The organism is Streptomyces sp. NRRL F-2580, assembly GCF_000720115.1.
In the GTDB taxonomy this organism is placed as follows: domain Bacteria; phylum Actinomycetota; class Actinomycetes; order Streptomycetales; family Streptomycetaceae; genus Streptomyces.
The window spans coordinates 302,908-323,523 of sequence record NZ_JOIR01000005.1 but is presented as its reverse complement, the minus strand read 5'-3'; the positions used below and the strand labels follow the sequence as shown (position 1 = coordinate 323,523).

The following is a 20,616-nucleotide window of genomic DNA, read 5'->3' as shown; positions in this document are numbered from 1 at the left end:
ACTGCTCAGCGGACCTGGTCCACGTCGACGAGGTCGACGCGGATCCCACGGCCGCCGATGGCGCCCACGACGGTACGCAGAGCACGCGCGGTGCGGCCGTTGCGGCCGATCACCTTGCCGAGGTCGTCGGGGTGGACCCGGACCTCGAGCACCTGCCCGCGACGCAGGTCGCGCGAGGCGACCTGCACTTCGTCGGGGTTGTCCACAATGCCCTTTACGAGGTGCTCAAGAGCCTCCTCGAGCATGCTCAGGCCTCGGTCGACTCGGCGGCGGCCTCAGCCTCGTCCGCCTTCTTGTCGGCCTTCTTCGCCTTCTGCGTGATGGCCTCGCCCTTGCCCTCGCCGATGCCCTCGAGGGCCTTGGCGAACTCGTCGAAGGAGCGACGCTTGCTCTCCTTCGTCTCCGGCTGCAGGAGCGGCGCGGGGGCGGGGAGACCCTTGTGGGCCTGCCAGTCACCGGTCAGCTTCAGGATGGCGAGCACAGCCTCGGTGGGCTGGGCGCCGACGGACAGCCAGTACTGCGCACGCTCGGCGTTGACCTCGATGCGCGACGGGTTGTAGGTCGGGTGGTAGATACCGATCTCCTCGATCGCGCGACCATCCCGGCGGGTGCGGGCGTCGGCGACGACGATGCGGTAGTGCGGCTGGCGAATCTTGCCGAGGCGCTTGAGCTTGATCTTGACTGCCACTGGAGTGGTGTCTCCTGAACTTGACGTGGTTGGGCACATGAGATGCCACGTGGGGTTGCGGTACTCGGGTGCCCGATGGACGCGTCAGCCGGAGGAGAGAGGGGTCCTATGCGACTGTCGAGTACAGCTAGCCATTGTGCCATACGCCCGCGGCGCGCTCAGCCGGGCGGGGCGGCCCGGCTCCCGCGGGCGGCCCGCCGGTGGTGCGGCGGTGCGGGCTGCCCGCGTGCGCGCCGTAGGCGGTCGCCCCGGTGGGGGCGAGGGCCCGGCGGCCGGTTCGCCGTGGGGCGGTGGCCCCGTTGGCGGCGGTGACGGTGGTCAGGAGGCCGCCGCGATGGCGACTTCGGGGATGCGGAAGGGCTTCATGCACCCGCCGCACACGATCGGCGCCTGGGCCAGCACGGAGGGGACCACCCGCACGTTGCGCCCGCAGTCGCAGACCGCCTTGACGCGCACGCCGCCGCCGGAGGACCCGTGCCGGGCGGCCGGTCCGCGGAAGCTGCGCTTGGTGTCGGCGGCCGTGGCGGCGGTGTGCGCCTTGAGGGCGCGCTGCAGCCGTTCGATGGTGGGGCGGTAGCGCCGCTTCGCCTCCGGATTGAGCGTGACGAGCGAGAAGCCGCTGCTGGCGTGCGGTTCCTCGGAGTGGTCCAGCCCCAGCTCCTCGGCGATCGCGAGGAATCTGCGGTTGTGGTAGCGGCCGGCGCGCGAGGTGTCTCGGACTCCGCGGGCGGCGGCGATGCCGTGGACTGCCTCGTGCAGCAGTCGCTCGAAGGAGAGCTCGGCGCCGCAGGCGGACGAGGACTCTCCGATCAGGGACTCGGGCGCGGCAAGGTCAGGCAGCTCGGGGTGGTGCCGCTGAATATCGGCCCACGCCTGCGCCAGCTCTGCGGCGAGAACAGGTGGTGTCGTGCTCACGTCGTGACAACGAGCCGGGGTGCCCGGGTGTTCCGATTCCGGGCCATTCCAAATTTTTTGCACGTACCAGTCAGTTCAGTCTCATGCGTCCTGACGAGGACGGGTGCGCCGATCTCAGGAGGAGTCGGTACTTAACGAGGACCACCGACGAAGCCGCCCCGGCGCGCGGCACGAGCCGCACGCCGGGGCGCAGGAGCCTTCGGGGCGCGACTAGTACGAGCGCGCGACGATCGCGAGGGTACCGGGGGCGTCGTCCGCCTGGGGAACCGACCCGTCCTCGGCGATCAGGCAGCGCACGGAGACGGCCTGCTCGGCCAGCTTCGCCTCGCCCTCCGGACCGAGGTCCGCCCACGGGATCCGCGCCCAGCCGCCGGCGATGGCGGCCTCGGCGGCCTCCTCGATGGTCGCGACGTCGGAGGTGCGGGACTCGCGGCGCTCGCGGGACTCGCGCAGCAGCTGCGCCTGGTCCTCGTCGAGCACCTTGGGCAGCAGGTCGGCGAGGGCGTCGATCTGCACCGGGGTCTTCCCGCCCGGGATCCGGCGGGCCAGCATCGCGGTGCCGGCCTCCAGGTCGCGGGGGCCGATCTCGATGCGCACCGGTACGCCCTTGAGCTCCCAGTCCACGGCGCGACGGCCGAAGGGGGTGTCCACGCGGTCGTCGACCTGGACGCGGAGGCCGGCCGCCTTCAACTGTGCGCCGAGCTCGCGGACCTTGGCGACGGCCTCGTCGCCCTTGATCGCCATGACGACGACCTGGACGTGCGCGAGGCGCGGCGGCACCCGCAGGCCGTTGTCGTCGCCGTGGGACATGATCAGGCCGCCGACCATGCGGGTCGAGACGCCCCACGAGGTCTGCCAGACGAGCTCCTGCTTGCCTTCCTTCGACAGGTACTGGGTGTTGAAGGCCTTGGCGAAGTTGGTGCCGAGCTCGTGGCTCGTGCCCAGCTGCAGGGCCTTGCCGTCGCCCATCATGCCCTCGAGGGTGAGGGTGTTGATGGCGCCGGCGAAGCGCTCCTTGGCCGTCTTGCGGCCGAGCACGACGTCGATGCCGAGCACGTTCGTCATGAAGTCGCCGTAGACGTCCGTGTGGATGCGGGCGGCGTAGTCGCGGGCCTCCTCGTAGGTGGCGTGGGCGGTGTGGCCCTCCTGCCAGAGGAACTCGCTCGTACGGAGGAACACGCGCGGGCGCATCTCCCAGCGGACCACGTTGGCCCACTGGTTGATCAGCAGGGGCAGGTCGCGGTAGCTCTGGACCCACTTGGAGAAGTAGTCGTTGATGATCGTCTCGGACGTGGGCCGGACGACGACAGGCTCTTCGAGCTCCTTGCCGCCGCCGTGCGTGACGACCGCGAGCTCGGGGGCGAAGCCCTCGACGTGCTCGGCTTCCCTCGTCAGGTAAGACTGCGGGATGAAGAGCGGGAAGTACGCGTTCTGGGCGCCCGCGTCCTTGATGCGCGCGTCCATCTCCTGCTGCATCCGCTCCCACAGGCCGTAGCCGTACGGTCGGATGACCATGGTGCCGCGGACCGGACCGTTGTCGGCCAGCTCGGCCTTGTTGATCAGATCCTGGTACCAGCGGGGGAAATCCTCCGCCTGCGGGGTGAGAACGGGTGCCTTTGCCATGCCGCGAATCGTACGGCGCCGGGCACGCGATGCGTGAATCGGGTGGCGCGCTCCTCTGGACGCGGGGGCGAATGGGGAGTTCTCTGGCAACGGGGGCAAGGGGGCGACACGGAATCAGGAGCGCTCTTTCGATGACACCGACGCCGACGGCGACGCTCGTCGCCCGGGACTGGGCGGAGATCCAGGAACGGATGCTGGTACCGCTGTACGAAGCGGTCTACGACCGACTGGAGGTAGGGCCGGGTGACCGGCTGCTGGGCCTCGACTGCGGGGCCGGCCTGCCCCTGCTGCTCGCGGCCGGGCGGGGAGCCGTGGCCACGGGCGTGGAGGCGGATCCGGCCCGGCGGGCCCTGGCCCGTGAGCGGCTGCTGGAGGTACTGGCGGCCCCGCCGTCGGCGCCGCGCCCGTACGACGCCCTGCTGGCCTTCTCGCCGTCCCCGGCGGAGCTGGCCGCGGCCCTGCCCGCCGTGCGCCGCGGCGGGGCGGTGGTGCTGGCCGACTGGGGCCCGGCGGAGCGCTGCACGGTGCCCGCGGTCCTGGGTGGCGGGCCCTCGCCCCGCGACCTGGACGCACTGGTGGAGCGGGCCGGACTCACACCGGACGGATCGGGGCGGGTGTTCTGCCCCTTCGGGTACGCGGACGTGGACAGCGCGGTGCGCGGGCTGCTGTCGACCGGGCTCTACGACGGCGCGGCCGACCCCGCGCTGGCGGAGAAGGAGCTGGCCGAGGCGCTTCACCCGTTCGAGCGGTCCGACGGCGCCGTGTGGCTGCCGAACATCTTCCGGTATGTGATCGCCCGGATGGGCTGATCTCCGCGGCGCGGCCGAGATCGCCCGGATGGGCTGATCTCCGCGGCGCGGCCGGCCCTCCGTCAGTCAGTCGGCGTCGTGGGCCTTCGTCAGGCGGGTGATCCCGGCGGCGGCGTAAGCGGCCGCCTCGTCCAGGGTCTCGTTGGCGAGCAGCGCCTCGGCCAGGGCGTCGAGCTGCGGCCGGTGTTCGCGCAGCAGGCGGCAGGCGTCCATGTAGCACTCGTCGACGATCCGCCGCATCTCGTGGTCGACCGCGTCGAGGGTGGCGGGGGCGGCGGACAGGCCGTACGGGCCGCCTCCGTCGGAGGGGATGGCGGTGAGCTTGCCGACGCGGTCGCTCATGCCCCAGCGGCCGACCATGCCTCGGACGATGTTGGTGACCTGTTCGAGGTCGTTCTCGGCGCCGGTGGTGATGACGTCGTAGACGACGTGTTCGGCGGCCATGCCGCCGAGCGCCCCGATGATGCGGCCGCGCAGGTACTCCTCGGTGTACGCGTACCGGTCGGCGTCCGGGGTGGAGAGGGTGACACCGAGGGCGCGGCCGCGGGGCACGATCGTGATCTTGCGGACCGGGTCGGCGCCCGGCTGGAGCATGCCCAGGAGGGCGTGGCCGCTCTCGTGGTACGCGGTGCGGCGGCGCTCCTCCAAGGGCATCACCAGGGACCGCTCCGCGCCGAGCTGGACCTTTTCCAGGGCGTCGGAGAGGTCGGACTGGGTGACCTGGTCCTGCCGGCGCTTCACGGCGAGCAGCGCGGCCTCGTTGGCGAGGTTGGCCAGTTCGGCGCCGGTCATTCCGGGGGTGGTACGGGCGACCTGCGCGAGGTCGACGCCCGGGGCGAGCGGGATGTCCCGGGTGTGGATGCGCAGGATGGCCTCGCGGCCGCCCCGGTCGGGCGGGGAGACGGTCACCGTGCGGTCGAAGCGGCCGGGCCGGGTCAGGGCGGGGTCGAGGACGTCGGCCCGGTTGGTGGCGGCTAGGACGACGACCCCCTCCGAGCCGGAGAAGCCGTCCATCTCGGTGAGGATCTGGTTCAGGGTCTGTTCGCGTTCGTCGTGGCCGCCCAGGGCCGCGCCGCCGCCGCGCACCCGGCCGATGGTGTCGATCTCGTCGATGAAGATGATCGCGGGGGCCACCTTGCGCGCCTCGGTGAAGAGCTCGCGGACGCGGGAGGCGCCGACGCCGACGATCATCTCGATGAACTCGGAGGCGGAGGCGGAGAAGAACGGCACCCCGGCCTCGCCCGCGACCGCGCGCGCCAGCAGGGTCTTGCCGGTGCCGGGCGGGCCGGACAGGAGGACGCCGCCGGGCATCCGGGCGCCCAGCTTCCGGTAGGCCTGCGGGTTCTTGAGGAAGTCGACGACGTCGTTGAGCTCGCCCTCGACCTCGTCGATGCCGGCGACGTCCTCGAAGGTGGTGCGCTTGTCGCCCGTCTCCAGCTCCACGGGTTTGGGCGGGGCCTTGCGCCCGAGGGCGCCCATGCCGCCCATCCCCGAGCCCATCCGGCGGGCGATGACCACCCACAGCAGGACCAGCAGGAGCATAGGGGCGAGGGAGAGCAGCAGGTTGGCGAGGAAGCTGCGCTGCACGACGACCGGGGAGGCCGTCACGGTCACGTTCTGCTTGGTGAGGTTGGCCCACAGGTCGTCGTCGGCGAAGGCCGGGCGCTGGGTGACGAATTTGGTGTAGTCGCCCTTGTCCCCCTCGGGCAGCGGCTGCTCGGCCTTCAGCTCGCCCTGGATCGCGTCGCCCTTGGAGTAGATCTTCGAGACGTTGCCGTTGGCCACCTGCTTGCTGAACTCGGTGTACGAGATCGTCGGCTCGTCCCCCTCGTTGAAGAAGGACAGCACCAGGTTGGTCACCAGGTAGACGATCAGGGCGGCGAGGATCAGTCCCCTCCAGCCGCCCGGCATCCTCTTCTTCGGCGGAGGCGTGGGCGGGGCGCCTTCCGAGCGCCAGGGCGTGTCGGCCCGGTCGCGCGGAGGTACGGGGGTGGGGCTGGGCACGGGGCGCCTCCTTCTGCCATCCTCCCGGCCGACGATAAGCGACAAATCGACCCGTTGCCCCGCAGAGGACAGAGGGCCCCGGCCGTGGGATCACGACCGGGGCCCTCCGCTGCCCGCCTGCGCGGGTACTACTTCATGAACTTCTTGAACTCGTCCGGAAGGTCGAAGTCCTGGCCCGGCTGGCCGCCGTCGGCGGGAAGGCCGAAGGGGCTGCCGCCGGCCGCGGGCTCGATCGCCTGCGGGCCCTGCTCACGGCGGGCCGCTGCCGCGGCCTCCTCTTCCTTGCGCTTCATCGGGTTGCCGCTCTTGCGCTTGCCCTTGGCCTGCTTGACCTGCTTCTTCTGCCGGCCGGGGCCGCCGCCCATCCCGGGGATGCCGGGCATGCCCGGCATGCCGCCGCCCTGGGCCATGCGGGACATCATCTTGCGGGCGTCGAAGAACCGCTCGACGAGCGACTTGACGGCGCTGACCTCGGTGCCGGAACCCTTGGCGATACGGGCGCGGCGCGAGCCGTTGATGATCGTCGGGTCCTGGCGCTCGGCCGGGGTCATCGACTTGATGATCGCGGCGGTGCGGTCCACGTCGCGCTCGTCGATGTTGTTGATCTGGTCCTTGATCTGACCCATGCCGGGCAGCATGCCGAGCAGCTTCGAGATGGAGCCCATCTTGCGGACCTGCTCCATCTGGGCCAGGAAGTCGTCGAGCGTGAACTCCTTGGGACCCTTGGCGAGCTTGGCCGCCATCTTCTCGGCCTCGGCCTGCGAGAAGGTCTTCTCGGCCTGCTCGATGAGGGTGAGCATGTCACCCATGTCGAGGATCCGGCCCGCCATGCGGTCCGGGTGGAAGGCGTCGAACTCGTCGAGCTTCTCACCGTTCGAGGCGAACATGATCTGCTTGCCGGTGACGTGCGCGATGGAGAGCGCGGCACCACCGCGGGCGTCGCCGTCGAGCTTCGAGAGCACGACGCCGTCGAAGCCGACGCCGTCGCGGAAGGCCTCGGCGGTGTTGACCGCGTCCTGACCGATCATGGCGTCGACGACGAACAGGATCTCGTCGGGGCTGACGGCGTCGCGGATGTCTGCGGCCTGCTGCATCAGCTCCTGGTCGATGCCGAGGCGGCCGGCGGTGTCGACGATGACGATGTCGTGCTGCTTGGTCCGCGCGTACTCGACGGAGTCCTTGGCGACCTGGACCGGGTCACCGACGCCGTTGCCCGGCTGGGGGCCGTAGAAGGCCACGCCGGCGCGGTCGGCGACGACGGAGAGCTGGTTGACGGCGTTGGGGCGCTGGAGGTCGCAGGCGACGAGGAGCGGGGTGTGGCCCTGCCCCTTGAGCCAGAGGCCGAGCTTTCCGGCGAGGGTGGTCTTACCGGCACCCTGGAGACCGGCCAGCATGATCACGGTGGGCGCGGTCTTGGCGAAGCGCAGCCGCCGGGTCTCGCCGCCGAGGATCGTGACGAGCTCGTCGTTGACGATCTTCAGGACCTGCTGGCCGGGGTTCAGCGCCTTGCTGACCTCCTCGCCGCGGGCCCTTTCCTTGACGTTCGCGATGAAGGAGCGGACGACCGGGAGGGCGACGTCGGCCTCGAGGAGGGCGATACGGATTTCCCGGGCCGCGGAGTCGATGTCAGCCTCGGACAGCCGGCCTTTGCCGCGCAGGCCCTTGAAGGTATTCGCCAAGCGGTCGGAGAGCGTATCGAACACGGTGGTCGCGATTCCTCGGGTCGGGGGCGTTGTGGTCGTCCCCCAGGGTATCGGGCCGCGCCACCTGCATGGCCCTGCGGGCGGCATTCCTTCCCCGCCCCTTCCCGGAACCGGGCTCGTCCGGACCCGCGCCTCAATCGCCGACGGGCTGAAAGAGCCGGCCCTTCCGGCGTTTGAGGAGCGGAGGTGTGGGGGCGGAGCCCCCGGCAGCGGCGCCGCAGGGCTACGCCAGGGCGGCCTGCACCGACCCGGCCAGGGCGGCGGCCTCCGCCGGGTCCAGGGGCTTGCCGTCGGAGTTGGTGACGTACAGCGTGTCCACCGCGTTCGCGCCCAGCGTGGAGACGTGCGCGCTGCGGACCCGGACGCCCCGGGACTCCAGCACCCGCCCGATCCGGTGCAGCAGGCCCACCGCGTCGGGAGCCCGCACCTCCAGGACCGTGGCCAGCGAGGAGACCTCCGGGACGACCGTGACCCGGGGCGGCGGCGGGACGACCCCGCGCCGGCGCGGGTACGCCGCCTCGCGGTCCGCCAGCTTCGCCGGGACGTCCAGCGAGCCGTCCAGGGCCCGGACGAGGTCGCTGCGCAGCCGCGCGGCCTCGGGCAGCGCGCCGTACTCCGCCGCCACCCGCCACCGCAGCACCAGGACCTCGCCCAGCCGGTCCGGGAGCTCCATGGAGCGCAGGTCCGCCGCCCGTACGGTGAGCCGGTGCAGGGCCAGCACCCCGGCGACCGCCGGGAGGACCCCCGGCTGGTCGGGTACGGCCACGACCAGTTCCCCGCCGACCGCGTCCTCCTCCTGCCGGACGTGGAGCGCGAGCACCGGCTCCCGGGTGCGCAGGGCCTCGACCGCCAGGCGTTCCTGTTCCGTGGTCGGGATCTCCGCCTCCCGCACCGCCGGGGCCGTGCCGCGCAGCACGGCGGCGACCCGCGCGACCAGGTCCGCCACCAGCGAGCCCCGCCATGCGTTCCACGCCGCGGGTCCGGTGGCCAGGGCGTCCGCCTCCGTCAGGGCGTGCAGTATCTCCAGCGTGCCCACCGACCCGACGGCCTCGGCGACCGAGCGGACGGTGGCCGGGTCGTCCAGGTCGCGCCGGGTCGCGGTGTCGATCAGCAGCAGGTGGTGCCGTACGAGCGCCCCCAGCACGGCGGCGTCCTGCGCGTCGAAGCCCACGCGGGCGGCGACGTCGCGGGCGATCGTCTCGCCGGCCACCGAGTGGTCGCCCGGCCAGCCCTTGCCGATGTCGTGCAGGAGGGCCGCCATCAGCAGCAGGTCGGGGCGGCCGACCCGGCGGGTGAGGGCCGAGGCCCGCACCGCCGTCTCGATGAGGTGGCGGTCCACCGTCCAGGTGTGGACGGGGTTGCGCTGCGGGCGGCACCGCACCCGCTCCCAGTCGGGGAGCAGCCGCGTGATCAGGCCTTCCGCCTCCAGCGCCTCCCACACGGCGACCGTGGGCTCCCCCGCGCCGAGCAGGGTCACCAGCTGTTCCCGCGCCTCGGCCGGCCAGGGCACCGGGAGCGGTTTGGCCTGCGCCGCGAGCCTGCGTACGGCATGCAGCGATACGGGAAGTCCCGCCTGCGCGGCGGCCGCGGCGAACCGCAGGGGCAGGACGGGATCGCGGTCGGGACGCGCCGCCAGGGCAAGGACGGCCTCCCCGTCGGACTCCACCACGCCCTCGGCCAGCGGTGCCCGCGCGGCCGCCGCGGCGGCCCGGGCGCCCAGCAGCCCGCGCAGCCGGGGCCGGGCGGCGCGGGCCCGCAGCACCCGCCCGACCTCCCGCCAGGTCACGTCACCGGCGTACGCGACGATCCGCGCGGCCTCGTACACCTCGCGGAGCAGCGCGTCCGCGTCGAGCAGCCCGAGCTGCGCCGCGACCTGGTCCTGTTCCTGGAGCGAGAGCCGGTCGGTGGCCCGGCCGGTCACCAGATGGAGGGCGTCCCGCGCGTCGAGGAGCCGCCGCCGGGCCTCGGCGAGGCCGTCGCGCGGGGCGTCGGCCAGCCAGGAGGCCGCGACGGCCCGCAGCGCGGTGACGTCGCGGAGCCCGCCGCGGGCCTCCTTGAGGTCGGGTTCGAGCAGGAAGCGGAGCTCTCCGGCGCGCTCGGCCCGCTCACGGCACAGGGCGTGCAGTTGCGGGAGGCGTTTGGCGGCCTGGTTGCGCCAGTCGGCCAGGACGGAGGTCCGCAGTCCGGCGAGGAGTCCGGCGTCGCCGGCGACGGTCCGGGCGTCGAGCAGGCCGAGCTGGACCTTGAGGTCCTCGGCGGCGGTCTTGCGGGCCTCGCCGGGGGTCCGTACCGAGTGGTCGAGGGCGAGCCCGAGGTCCCACACCGGGTACCAGAGGCGGTCGGCGAGCGCGCTCAGCGCCCGCGGTTCCGCCTTGCCGTCGTGCAGCAGCACCAGGTCGAGGTCGCTGCGCGGGGAGAGTTCGGCCCGCCCGTAGCCGCCGACGGCGACCAGGGTGGCACCGCGGACGCCGGTCTCCCGTACTGCGGTCGTGAACAGGGCGTTCAGCCAGTCGTCGGTCAGCCCGGCCAGGGCGGAACGCCGCGAAGGCCCGGACCGCGACTCCTCCTGGAGGAGTCGCAGCCGGGCCGCGGCGTATCCGCCGGGTCCCGAGTCGGCCGTGTTGTCCGTGGTCTCTTCGACGCTCGTCACCCGGGAGCTCCCGTCACCTAGAGCGCGTCAGCGCCGCGCTCGCCGGTGCGGACCCGTACGACGGAGTCCACGGGGACGCTCCACACCTTGCCGTCACCGATCTTGCCGGTCGCCGCCGCGCTCACGATGACGCGGATCAGTTCCTCGGCGTCGGAGTCGTCGACCAGCACCTCGATGCGGATCTTGGGGACGAGGTCCACCTGGTACTCGGCACCGCGGTAGACCTCGGTGTGACCGCGCTGACGGCCGTAGCCGCTGGCCTCGGTGACCGTGAGGCCCTGCACTCCGAAGGTCTGGAGGGCTTCCTTGATCTCGTCCAGCTTGTGCGGCTTGACGATCGCGGTGATCAGCTTCATGCGTCAACCTTCTTGCTCGCGGCGGAGGGGGTGGGTGCGGCGGTGCTGCGCGAGGCCGCGCCGCCACCGGCTCCGCTGAAGTCGTAGGCGGTCTCGGCGTGCTCGGCCTGGTCGATGCCGGCGACCTCGACGTCCTCGCTGACCCGCATCCCGATCGTCTTGTCGAGGAGGAAGGCGAGCAGCGCGGACGCCACCAGAGAGTAGGCGAGGACGGAGAAGACCCCGATGGCCTGCTTGCCGAGCTGTTCGAGGCCGCCGCCGTAGAAGAGGCCGGCCACGTCGGACTGGACCCCGCCGGTGGCGAAGAGGCCGACGAGGAGGGAGCCGACGACACCGCCGACGAGGTGGACGCCGACCACGTCGAGGGAGTCGTCGTAGCCGAACCTGTACTTGAGGCCGACCGCCATGGCGCAGAGCACACCGGCGATGACGCCGACCGCGATGGCCCCGAGCGGGCTGACCGCACCGCCGGCGGGGGTGATGGCGACGAGGCCGGCGACCGCGCCGGAGGCGGCGCCGAGGGTGGTGAAGGAGCCGTGGCGCAGCTTCTCGTAGCCGAGCCAAGCCAGCATGGCGGCGGCGGTGGCGACCTGGGTGTTCACGAACATGACCGCGCCGACGCCGTCGTCGTTGCCGAGCCAGGAGCCCGCGTTGAAGCCGAACCAGCCGAACCAGAGCAGACCGGCGCCGAGCATCACGAGGGGCAGGCTGTGCGGGCGCATCGGGTCCTTCTTGAAGCCGACGCGCTTGCCGATGACCAGGATCACGCCGAGGGCGGCGGCGCCGGCGTTGATGTGGACGGCCGTGCCGCCCGCGAAGTCGATGACGCCGAGCTCGAAGAGCCAGCCGCCCGCGCCCCAGACCCAGTGGGCGACGGGGAAGTAGACGACGGTGACCCACAGGACGGTGAACAGGGCCCAGGCGCTGAACTTCACGCGGTCGGCGAGGGCGCCGCTGATCAGGGCCGGGGTGATGACGGCGAACATCAGCTGGAAGACGGCGAAGACGTAGACCGGGATGGTGTAGCCGTCCCACAGCTCGGTGATCCCGATGCCGCTGAGGCCCACGTAGTCGGAGTTCCAGCCGATGAGGGAGCCGGAGTCGGTGCCGAAGGCGAGGCTGAAGCCGTAGAGCACCCAGAGGATCGTGACGATCCCCAGGCTGATGAAGCTCATCATCAGCATGTTGAGGCTGCTCTTGACGCGGACCATGCCTCCGTAGAAGAAGGCGAGTCCCGGGGTCATCAGCATGACCAGGGCGGAGCAGATGAGCATGAACCCGGTGTTCGCGGCAGACAGCGTCGGGGCGTCTGCCGCGAGGGTCGTGATGGCTGATGCCATCGGCGTCTCCTCGTCGTCGGTACGTTCGCGTGCGGGCGATCGTGAAAACCTGAGCGGCGGCATTGGGAACTGGCCGGTTATTGGCCATGAGATTCGCGCAGGCCGGTTTCCGGCGGCGCCGCTGGGTGTTTCGCGCCGATGACGAAGAGGTCGGGCGTGTTACGCGTCCATGAACTGTGCGGGTGGTGCGACCGGCCGCGGCGGTGACCCGGACGTCCTGGCTGGGGGAGCCTGATCGGGCTTCACGGGGTGACTGCCGCGGCCGGGGCCTGAGGGGCGGCCGCCGGGGCCGTCAGACGGCCTCCGCGGCTTCGGGGAGCCGGGAGGCGAGGTGGTCGGTGAGCCGGACCACCTCGGCTACGTCGCCGTACTCACGGGCGGCGCTGTCGACGGTCTTGCGCAGGCGCGTGTTCACCCGTTCGGACCGCACCTTTCCCGCCACGTCGAGGGCCCTGTCGACGAGGGCCGCGGCCTGCTCCGGCTCGCGCTGGAGCAGGTGGACGGTGGCCATGCCGATGAGGTTGAGGGCGTACGAGCGCTGGTGCTCCTCGTCCTTCTCGAAGAGCTCGACGGCCCGCTCCATGACGGGCTCCGCGAGGGAGGCGTACATGGGGCTGCGCCCGGCCACGTAGGCCAGGTCCCGGTACGAGTGGGAGTTCTCGCCGTTCAGCTCGGCCTCGGAGAAGAAGCGGATCCAGTCGGGCTCGGGCTCGCCGCCGAAGGCGACGTCGGAGAAGGTGTCCTCGGCCATCCGCACGGCCCGCTTGCAGCGGCTGGGCTGGCCCATGTTGGCGTACGCGCGGGCCTCCATCGCATACAGCATGGCCTGGGTGCGCGGGCCGGCGCAGTCGCGGCTGCCGTACTGCGCGAGGTGGACGAGTTCGAGGGCGTCCTCGGGACGGCCCAGGTGGATCATCTGGCGGCTCATGCCGGAGAGGATGTACGAGCCGAGCGGCTTGTCGCCGGCCTCCTTCGCGGCGTGCAGGGCGAGGACGAAGTACTTCTGCGCGGTGGGGTGCAGGCCGATGTCGTAGCTCATCCAGCCCGCCAGTTCGGCCAGCTCGGCGGCGACCTTGAAGAGCCGCTTCATGACCGGGGCGGGGTGGCTCTCCTGGAGCAGGTCGGTGACCTCGTGGAGCTGGCCGACGACGGCCTTGCGGCGCAGCCCGCCCCCGCACTGGGCGTCCCACTGGCGGAACATGACGGTGGTGGCGTCGAGGAGGTCGAGTTCCGGTTCGGAGAGCCGGGGCGGGCGGTGGCCGCCGAGGGCCCCCGTCGGCCCCGCCGTGCGCGGTCCCGGGTCGGCGGCCGGGACCGGTACGAGCCAGCGCTGCATGGGCTCGATGAGGGCGGGGCCGGCGGAGAGGGCGAGCGAGGTCCCGAGGAAGCCGCGGCGGGCCAGCATCAGGTCGCTGCGGGAGAACTCGCCGAGCAGCTCGACGGTCTGCGGGCCGGCCCAGGGCAGGTCGACCCCGGAGACGGAGGGGGTCTGGTGGGCGGTGCGCAGGCCGAGCTGCTCGATGGCGACGACGGAGCCGAAGCGCTCGGAGAACAGCTCGGACAGGATGCGCGGAACGGGCTCGCGGGGCTGTTCGCCGTCCAGCCAGCGGCGCACCCGGGAGGTGTCCGTGCTGATGTGGTGGGCGCCCATCTGACGGGCCCGGCGGTTGACCTGCCGGGCGAGTTCGCCCTTGGACCAGCCGCTGCGGACGAACCACGAGGTCAGCTGTTCGTTGCGCGCAGCAGCGTCCTCGATCGTTCCGCTTGCGCCGTTGCCGCTCACTGGAACGCCCCCATCCGCTCACCCTCTTCCACACGAAACCCTGGCCGGGGCGCAGGGCGCCGCCACGGACCTTCACAGGTCCTTCACGCATTGCCTCCGGCATACCCACGAACGGGCCTGCTTTTGGGGTTCGTGTACCGAAAGTAATCCTACGATCACCCCTCCGGCGAGGTCGATTCCCGAAACGCCACCATTCGCCACCCCTTCGAATGAACTCGCCACCGGCCAGGCGCGATTCACTTGACAGCGAGGTGAGACGGCTCGGTTGGACTGGAGTGCGCGAGGGGCGCGCGCGGCGAGGAGTGCGCCGGGCAGCCCTGGAGGGCACCCCGTGGCGGACGGCGGTCCGCGGGTTCCGCCGATGTCGTCACCACCGGCGTCGTAACCACCGGCGCGTCCGACCCGTTGGAGGGGGCATGGGCATGGGCTTCACGATCGGCGGCAGCCGCGGCACCAGGGAGTTCCGTTCCGGCACCCGGCGCCGGGGCCGGACCTCGGAGTGCACGGCGGTGGCGGAGTACACCGGGCTGTGGGGCTGGGACGTGGTCCCCGGCGCCCGCGCCGCGGCGCCCGCCCGCGACTGTTCCTGCGGGGACGCGGAGTGCGTCTCCCCCGGGGCGCATCCGCTCCCCTTCGCACCCACGGTCAAGGCCGGGGCCACCCTGGACGAGGTCACCGAGGCCTGGGCCGCCTGTCCGGGCGCCGCGGTACTGCTCCCCGTGGGCCGCGCCTTCGACGTCATCGAGGTCTGCGAGGAGGCCGGGCGGCGGGCGCTGGTGCGGCTGGAGCGGATGGGGCTGCCGCTCGGCCCGGTGATCGTGACCGCGGACGGCCGGGCGCAGTTCTTCGTGGCCCCGGGCGCGGCGGACGAGCTGCCCCAGCTGCTGTACCGGATGGGCTGGGACGACGCCGACCTCGACCTGCGGGCCCTCGGCCGCGGGGCCTACGTGACCGCCCCGCCCTCGGACCGGGCCGGGCTCGGCCAGGTCGGCTGGCTGCGGCCGCCCGCGCTGGACCGCGCCGGGGGCCCGCCGCAGGCCCGGCTGCTGCTGGGCACCCTCGCCTACATCTGCCACCGCTCGCGCCGGTAGCCACGTCCACGCCCACGCCCCGCACGCAGCCCCGCACGCAACGGTGCCCCCGCGTTCCTGTCGGAACCCGGGGGCACCCGTGGTGCGTGGAGACCGCGCTCAGTCGCCGATGAGGGCGTCGACGAACGCCTCCGGCTCGAAGGGGGCCAGGTCGTCCGGGCCCTCGCCGAGTCCGACGAGTTTGACCGGGACGCCCAGTTCGCGCTGGACGGCGACGACGATGCCGCCCTTGGCCGTGCCGTCGAGCTTGGTCAGCACGATGCCGGTGATGTCCACGACCTCGGCGAAGACGCGGGCCTGGGTCAGGCCGTTCTGCCCGGTGGTGGCGTCGAGGACCAGCAGGATCTCGTCCAGCGGGCCGTGCTTCTCGACGACGCGCTTGACCTTGCCGAGCTCGTCCATGAGGCCGGTTTTCGTGTGCAGGCGGCCGGCGGTGTCGATGAGCACCACGTCGGCGCCCTCGGCGATGCCCTCCTTGACCGCGTCGTAGGCGATCGAGGCCGGGTCGCCGCCCTCGGGGCCGCGGACGGTACGGGCGCCCACGCGGTCGCCCCAGGTCTGCAGCTGGTCGGCGGCGGCGGCGCGGAAGGTGTCGGCCGCGCCGAGCACCACGCTGCGGCCGTCGGCGACGAGCACCCGGGCGAGCTTGCCGGTGGTGGTGGTCTTGCCGGTGCCGTTGACGCCGACGACCATGATCACGCCGGGCGTGTCCTCGCCGCTCTCCGTCTTCACGACGCGGTCGAAGTCGGTGCCGACCAGGGTCAGCAGCTCCTCCTTGAGCAGGGCGCGCAGGTCCGCCGGAGTGCGGGTGCCGAGCACCTTGACCCGCTCGCGGAGCCGGTCGACGAGCTCCTGGGTGGGCACGACGCCGACGTCGGCGACGAGGAGGGTCTCCTCGATCTCCTCCCAGGTGTCCTCGTCGAGGTGCTCCCGCGAGAGCAGCGTGAGCAGCCCCTTGCCGAGGGAGTTCTGCGACCGGGCGAGGCGGGCGCGCAGCCGGACCAGGCGGCCGGCGGTGGGCTCGGGCACCTCGATCGCGGGCGCGGCCGGGGCCTCGGGCCCGGCGGCCGGGGCCTCGACCGGGGCCTCGACTTCCGCCTGCGGGAGCCCGACCTCCTCGATCGTGCGGCGCGGCTCTTCCGCCGTCTCTACGGCGTCCTCCCCCACCTGCGGTTCGGCAGGCGGGGCAGTGATGGTCGGCGAGCTGGGCGGTGCCGGGGGCAGCTGCTTCTTCTTGCGGCTGCTGACCACGAGCCCGCTGATCGCGCCGACCGCGACCAGGGCGATGACTACAGCAAGGATGAGGATGTCCATAACCTCACCAGTATCGGCCACGGGCGGCCCGGAGCTCGGACCCCGGGCGTCACACCCGGACGTAAGCCTCCGTTTGTGCTCTTAGCGGCACATCTACGATGATGGGCGACTTCCCCCTCGTCCCTCCCCCCACGGAGCAGCCGCATGCCTGCCGAGCCCGCCGACGGCGCAACCGAAACCGCGATGGAGACCCGCGGGCTTGAGCCCGTCCCGGACGGTGAGCGCGGCGGCCGGGTCCGCGACCTCGTCCCCACCTGGGTCGCCGCCAACATCAGCGTGCTGCTGCTGACCATGGGCGCGGGTCTGGTGATCTTCAACAAGCTCAACATCTGGCAGGTGCTCGTCGTCGCGGTCGCCGCGCCGGTCGTCTCGTACGGGCTCGTCGGCCTGATATCGATCGCCGGCAAGCGCGGCGGCGCTCCCGGCATGGCCCTCTCGCGGGCCGTGTTCGGGCAGCGTGGCAACCTCTTCCCCGGCTCCCTGATCTGGGTGGCCCGGTGGGGCTGGGAGACCATCAACGCGGTGAGCGGCGCCTACGCCGTGCTGACCGTGCTCGACCTGCTCTTCGGGATCAAGAGCGACACCCCGCTCGTCGTCGTCACCCTGCTGTTCTTCGTGGGCTGCACCTTCGTGGTCTCGGGCCTCGGCATCAAGGCGCTGCGCGTGTGCTCCACGTGGTCGACGTACCTCTTCGGCGCCTTCAGCGTGCTCGTCCTCGGGTACCTGCTCTTCACGACCGACTGGTCCGCCGTCCTCGGCAAGCCGGCCGGCTCCACCGCGATGATGATCGCGGGCATCGGCACCATCGCGGCCGGCGGCATCAGCTGGGTGCCCTCGGGCCCCGACTTCACCCGCTACCTGCCGCGCACCGCCTCCTCCAAGGGGCTGGTGGGCGCGACGATCGGCGGCGCCGGCGTCGTCGTCCTGCCGATGGTCCTGATGGGCGCGGTCATGGCCGTCGGCACCCCGGACCTGGCCACCGCCCAGGACCCGGTGTCCTTCATCGGCGAGCTGCTCCCGACCTGGATCGCGGTCCCGTACCTGCTCGTCGCGCTCGTCGGGATGCTGCTGATCAACTCGATGTCCATGTACTCGGCCGGCTTCACCGCGCAGACCCTCGGCATCAAGGTCCCGCGCGCGTGGGCGGTCAGCGTCAACGCGGCCATCAGCCTGGTCTTCGGCTTCCTGCTGATGGTGGTCGCGACGAGCTTCTTCGGCTCCTTCATCTCCTTCCTGACGCTGCTGGCCGTGGCCTTCTCGGCGTGGATCGGCGTCTTCGGCGTGGACATGCTGCGGCGCCGGACCTACGACGGGGCCGCGCTGCTGGACACCACGCGGACCAGCGCCTACTGGTACAAGGGCGGTTTCGCCTGGCAGGCCATGACCGCGTGGGCCCTGGCCCTGGTGGTAGGGCTGCTGTTCACCTCGGTGGACTGGTTCAGCGGGCCGCTCGCGACCACCTGGATCGGGCGCAACGGCCTCGGCTGGGTGGCCGGCATCGTGACCTCGGGCGTGCTGTACGCCGTCCTGCCGCGCACGGCTCCCGCGGAGCCGGAGCCCGGCGCGGCCGCGGCGGAGGAGCCCGCACTCGCCGGATCCCTGTCCAACTGACGCGGCGTCAGCTAACGTCCCCCTTCGCCCGCCCACCCACATCCGGCGAAGGGGGACTCCTCCATGCCCATCACCGTGGCCCGGTTCAATCTCGTCGACCCGAACGGCACCCCCGAGTCCCTCTCCGCCCGCTACAAGGCGGCCCTGGAGATGGCCCGGTACGCGGACGACCGCGGGATCGACACCATCCAGACCGAGGAGCACCACGGCACCGAGAACAACTGGCTGCCCTCCCCCTTCGCCTTCGCGGGCGCCGTCTTCGGCGCCACCCGCCGGATCGCCGTCACCGTCTCGGCGATCATCGGGCCGCTGTACGACCCGCTGAAGGTGGCCGAGGACATCGCCGTCCTGGACCTGCTGAGCGGCGGCCGCCTCGTGACGGTCGCGGGCATCGGCTACCGGCCCGCGGAGTACGAGCAGCACGGCGTGGAGTGGGGCCGGCGCGGCAGGCTCCAGGACGAGCTGCTGGAGACCCTGCTGAAGGCGTGGACCGGCGAGCCCTTCGAGTTCCGCGGCCGCACGGTACGGGTCACTCCGACGCCGTTCACGCGGCCGCACCCCCTGCTGCTGGTCGGCGGCAGCTCCGAGGCGGCGGCCCGCCGCGCGGCCCGGCTGGGGCTGCCGTTCTTCCCCAGCGCGCACCTGCCGGAGCTGGAGGCGTACTACACCGCGAGGCTCGCGGAGTACGGCACGGAGGGCTTCTGCATGATGCCGGCGGCCGAGACCCCGCTGCTGCACATCGCGGAGGACCCGGACCGGGTCTGGGCGGAGCACGGCGAGCGCTTCCTGCACGAGGCCGGGATGTACGCCTCCTGGCAGTCCAAGGACATCCGCAGCGCCGTACGGTCGGCCGCGCGCTCGGTGGCGGAGCTGCGCGCGGAGGGCGTGTACCGGATCCTCACCCCGGACGAGGCCGTCGCGTACGCCCGGGGCGCGGGCGAGGCGGGGAACCTGGTGCTGCACCCGCTGTGCGGCGGGATGCCGCTGGACGAGGGCTGGCGCAGCCTGCACCTGCTGTGCGAACAGGTACTGCCCCGGCTCAAGGACTGAGCCGGGGCAGTATCGAGGAGAAGGGGTGGTGGCGGGGAGTGTTACCCCATCTCCTCCAGCGCCTTGCCCTTGGTCTCCGGCACCCACTTGAGGATGAACGGGATCGAGAGCAGGGCGAAGAACGTGTAGATCACGTAGGCGCCGGACAGGTTCCAGTCCGAGAGCGTCGGGAACGTGACGGTGATGACCCAGTTGGCGATCCACTGGGCCGCGGCGGCGACACCGAGCGCCGCGGCCCGGATGCGGTTCGGGAACATCTCGCCGAGCAGCACCCAGACCACCACGCCCCAGGACAGGGCGAAGAAGAGCACGAAGGAGTGCGCCGCGATCAGCGCGACCGTGCCCTGGGTGTCGGGGATGGTGATGTTGTCGCCGCTGCCTTCCTTGTACGAGAAGGCCCACGCGCAGAGGCCGAGGGAGAGCGCCATGCCCGCGGAACCGATGAGGGCGAGCGGCTTGCGGCCCAGCCGGTCGACGAGGACCATCGCGATCACCGTGCCGACGATGTTGATGATCGACGTGGTGAAGGAGTAGAAGAACGAGCTCGACGGGTCGATGCCGACGGACTGCCACAGCGAGGAGCTGTAGTAGAAGATCACGTTGATGCCGACGAGCTGCTGGAAGACGGAGAGCCCGATGCCGATCCAGACGATGCGCAGGAAGCCGAAGCGGCCGCCGAGCAGGTCCTTGAAGGTGGACTTGCGCTCGGAGCGCATGGCCCGGTCGATCTCGGCGGCACGCGCGTCGATGTCGATCTTCGAGCCCTCGACCTCGCGCAGCACCTTCTTGGCCTGCTCGGTGCGGCCGACGGAGATCAGGTAGCGGGGGGACTCCGGGATGACGAAGGACATCAGCCCGTAGATCACGGCCGGGATGACCATGATGCCGAGCATCCACTGCCAGGCCTCCAGGCCGGCGATCTCGCCGCGCTGATCGCCGTCGGCGATGTTGAGGATGGCCCAGTTGACGAGCTGGGAGACGGCGATGCCGATGACGATGGCGGCCTGCTGGAAGGAGGCGAGCCGGCCGCGGTAGGCGGCCGGGGAGACCTCGGCGATGTAGGCGGGGCCGATGACGGAGGCCATGCCGATGCCGAAGCCGCCGATGACGCGCCACATGGCCAGGTCCCACAGGGCGAACGGAAGGGCCGAACCGATGGCGCTCGCGGTGAAGAGGAGGGCGGCGATCTGCATGCAGCGGATTCGGCCGATCCGGTCAGCGATGCGGCCGGCGGTGGCGGCACCGAACGCGCAGCCGATCAGGGCGGCGGCGATCACCTGGGCGAGCGCCGCGGACCCGACGTCGAACCGTTCGCGGATGGCCACGACGGCGCCGTTGATGACGGAGCTGTCGTAGCCGAAGAGGAAACCGCCCATCGCCGCGGCCGCGGCGATGAAGACGACGTGCCCGAGGTGGTCGGGGCGTGCCTCCCGGCCACTGCCGGACGCGGGTGCGTTCGCTGTGCTGGTCAAGGTGTGCTCCTGGGCCCGACGCCGACGGCGGGCGGTGTGGGGGTGTACGTCTGTACGCGTGTTCCTCCAGTGGCGCACAGCAAACTGCTCACCACCACCTGAACGTGGGACACGGCAACCAGAGCTTATGGCTTCACTTTCTGAAGTCAATAGTCGAGGAAAATCCGTCGAGCCTGAGTGAAGAGAGCCACAGCGTTCACTTCCTGA

Annotated in this window: 16 protein-coding genes; 4 read left to right on the top strand and 12 right to left on the bottom strand. The window is 71.8% G+C overall.

What is annotated here, in order from left to right:
- Window positions 1-5: 5 nt before the first annotated feature.
- The 4 genes from IF88_RS0107540 to proS form a co-directional block, all read right to left on the bottom strand.
- Window positions 6-245 carry an RNA-binding protein gene (locus IF88_RS0107540; protein ID WP_030708535.1) on the bottom strand — a complete coding sequence of 80 codons (240 nt, stop codon included), beginning with the start codon at window positions 243-245 and terminating at the stop codon, window positions 6-8.
- 2 nt (window positions 246-247) lie between these two features.
- The gene (rpsP, locus tag IF88_RS0107535) at window positions 248-688 is read right to left on the bottom strand and encodes a 30S ribosomal protein S16 (protein ID WP_030386406.1); all 441 of its coding nucleotides are present in this window, start codon (window positions 686-688) and stop codon (window positions 248-250) included.
- A 318-nt stretch (window positions 689-1,006) separates the two neighbouring features.
- Entirely contained in the window at window positions 1,007-1,603 is a 597-nt protein-coding gene (locus IF88_RS0107530; RefSeq protein WP_030708534.1) for a hypothetical protein, read from the bottom strand.
- 210 nt (window positions 1,604-1,813) lie between these two features.
- Entirely contained in the window at window positions 1,814-3,226 is a 1,413-nt protein-coding gene (proS, locus tag IF88_RS0107525; RefSeq protein WP_030708532.1) for a proline--tRNA ligase, read from the bottom strand.
- A gap of 131 nt (window positions 3,227-3,357) precedes the next feature.
- Here proS and IF88_RS0107515 point away from each other — a divergent pair, with 131 nt between their 5' ends.
- Window positions 3,358-4,035, top strand: coding sequence for a class I SAM-dependent methyltransferase (locus IF88_RS0107515; RefSeq protein ID WP_037805545.1), 678 nt, complete (start codon window positions 3,358-3,360; stop codon window positions 4,033-4,035).
- 66 nt (window positions 4,036-4,101) lie between these two features.
- Here IF88_RS0107515 and ftsH read toward each other — a convergent pair whose 3' ends face one another.
- The 6 genes from ftsH to IF88_RS0107485 all read right to left on the bottom strand — a co-directional run bounded on the left by ftsH (window position 4,102) and on the right by IF88_RS0107485 (window position 13,871).
- Entirely contained in the window at window positions 4,102-6,039 is a 1,938-nt protein-coding gene (gene ftsH / locus IF88_RS0107510) for an ATP-dependent zinc metalloprotease FtsH (RefSeq protein WP_030708528.1), read from the bottom strand.
- Window positions 6,040-6,167: 128 nt separating this feature from the next.
- Window positions 6,168-7,742 (bottom strand): signal recognition particle protein, encoded by a 1,575-nt coding sequence (ffh, locus tag IF88_RS0107505; protein WP_030708525.1) that lies wholly within the window; start codon window positions 7,740-7,742, stop codon window positions 6,168-6,170.
- 223 nt (window positions 7,743-7,965) lie between these two features.
- Entirely contained in the window at window positions 7,966-10,392 is a 2,427-nt protein-coding gene (locus tag IF88_RS0107500; RefSeq protein WP_030708523.1) for a [protein-PII] uridylyltransferase, read from the bottom strand.
- A gap of 17 nt (window positions 10,393-10,409) precedes the next feature.
- Complete coding sequence (locus tag IF88_RS0107495) at window positions 10,410-10,748, bottom strand: P-II family nitrogen regulator (protein WP_030708521.1); 339 nt, start codon at window positions 10,746-10,748, stop codon at window positions 10,410-10,412.
- Window positions 10,745-12,088 (bottom strand): ammonium transporter, encoded by a 1,344-nt coding sequence (locus IF88_RS0107490; protein ID WP_030708515.1) that lies wholly within the window; start codon window positions 12,086-12,088, stop codon window positions 10,745-10,747. Before IF88_RS0107490 ends, IF88_RS0107495 begins: the two co-directional genes overlap by 4 nt.
- A 292-nt stretch (window positions 12,089-12,380) precedes the next feature.
- On the bottom strand, window positions 12,381-13,871 hold the full coding sequence (locus tag IF88_RS0107485) for a negative regulator NsdA (RefSeq protein WP_030708513.1): 1,491 nt from the start codon (window positions 13,869-13,871) through the stop codon (window positions 12,381-12,383).
- Between the two features lie 422 nt (window positions 13,872-14,293).
- On the opposite strand from IF88_RS0107485, the gene IF88_RS0107480 reads away from it, so the two are divergent.
- Complete coding sequence (locus tag IF88_RS0107480) at window positions 14,294-14,962, top strand: bifunctional DNA primase/polymerase (RefSeq protein ID WP_030708511.1); 669 nt, start codon at window positions 14,294-14,296, stop codon at window positions 14,960-14,962.
- Between the two features lie 99 nt (window positions 14,963-15,061).
- Here the strand turns inward: IF88_RS0107480 and ftsY are convergent, their stop codons facing one another.
- Window positions 15,062-16,276: a signal recognition particle-docking protein FtsY gene (ftsY, locus tag IF88_RS0107475; RefSeq protein WP_030708509.1), complete on the bottom strand. Its 1,215-nt coding sequence runs from the start codon at window positions 16,274-16,276 to the stop codon at window positions 15,062-15,064.
- A gap of 144 nt (window positions 16,277-16,420) precedes the next feature.
- Here ftsY and IF88_RS0107470 point away from each other — a divergent pair, with 144 nt between their 5' ends.
- Window positions 16,421-17,887 (top strand): cytosine permease, encoded by a 1,467-nt coding sequence (locus tag IF88_RS0107470; RefSeq protein ID WP_030708507.1) that lies wholly within the window; start codon window positions 16,421-16,423, stop codon window positions 17,885-17,887.
- 63 nt (window positions 17,888-17,950) lie between these two features.
- Window positions 17,951-18,937 carry an LLM class flavin-dependent oxidoreductase gene (locus tag IF88_RS0107465; protein ID WP_030708505.1) on the top strand — a complete coding sequence of 329 codons (987 nt, stop codon included), beginning with the start codon at window positions 17,951-17,953 and terminating at the stop codon, window positions 18,935-18,937.
- Between the two features lie 41 nt (window positions 18,938-18,978).
- Here IF88_RS0107465 and IF88_RS0107460 read toward each other — a convergent pair whose 3' ends face one another.
- Window positions 18,979-20,409, bottom strand: a complete 1,431-nt coding sequence (locus tag IF88_RS0107460) for a sugar porter family MFS transporter (RefSeq protein ID WP_030708504.1) — start codon at window positions 20,407-20,409, stop codon at window positions 18,979-18,981.
- Between the last annotated feature and the right edge of the window lie 207 nt (window positions 20,410-20,616).

Excerpts from the sequence above, each read along its gene's own strand:
- ftsY (WP_030708509.1), bottom strand. The coding sequence starts at position 16,276 with ATGGACATCCTCATCCTTGCTGTAGTCATCGCCCTGGTCGCGGTCGGC.
- proS (WP_030708532.1), bottom strand. The coding sequence starts at position 3,226 with ATGGCAAAGGCACCCGTTCTCACCCCGCAGGCGGAGGATTTCCCCCGC.
- IF88_RS0107490 (WP_030708515.1), bottom strand. The coding sequence starts at position 12,088 with ATGGCATCAGCCATCACGACCCTCGCGGCAGACGCCCCGACGCTGTCT.
- IF88_RS0107495 (WP_030708521.1), bottom strand. The coding sequence starts at position 10,748 with ATGAAGCTGATCACCGCGATCGTCAAGCCGCACAAGCTGGACGAGATC.
- IF88_RS0107480 (WP_030708511.1), top strand. The coding sequence starts at position 14,294 with ATGGGCTTCACGATCGGCGGCAGCCGCGGCACCAGGGAGTTCCGTTCC.
- IF88_RS0107540 (WP_030708535.1), bottom strand. The coding sequence starts at position 245 with ATGCTCGAGGAGGCTCTTGAGCACCTCGTAAAGGGCATTGTGGACAAC.
- IF88_RS0107470 (WP_030708507.1), top strand. The coding sequence starts at position 16,421 with ATGCCTGCCGAGCCCGCCGACGGCGCAACCGAAACCGCGATGGAGACC.
- IF88_RS0107465 (WP_030708505.1), top strand. The coding sequence starts at position 17,951 with ATGCCCATCACCGTGGCCCGGTTCAATCTCGTCGACCCGAACGGCACC.
- IF88_RS0107515 (WP_037805545.1), top strand. The coding sequence starts at position 3,358 with ATGACACCGACGCCGACGGCGACGCTCGTCGCCCGGGACTGGGCGGAG.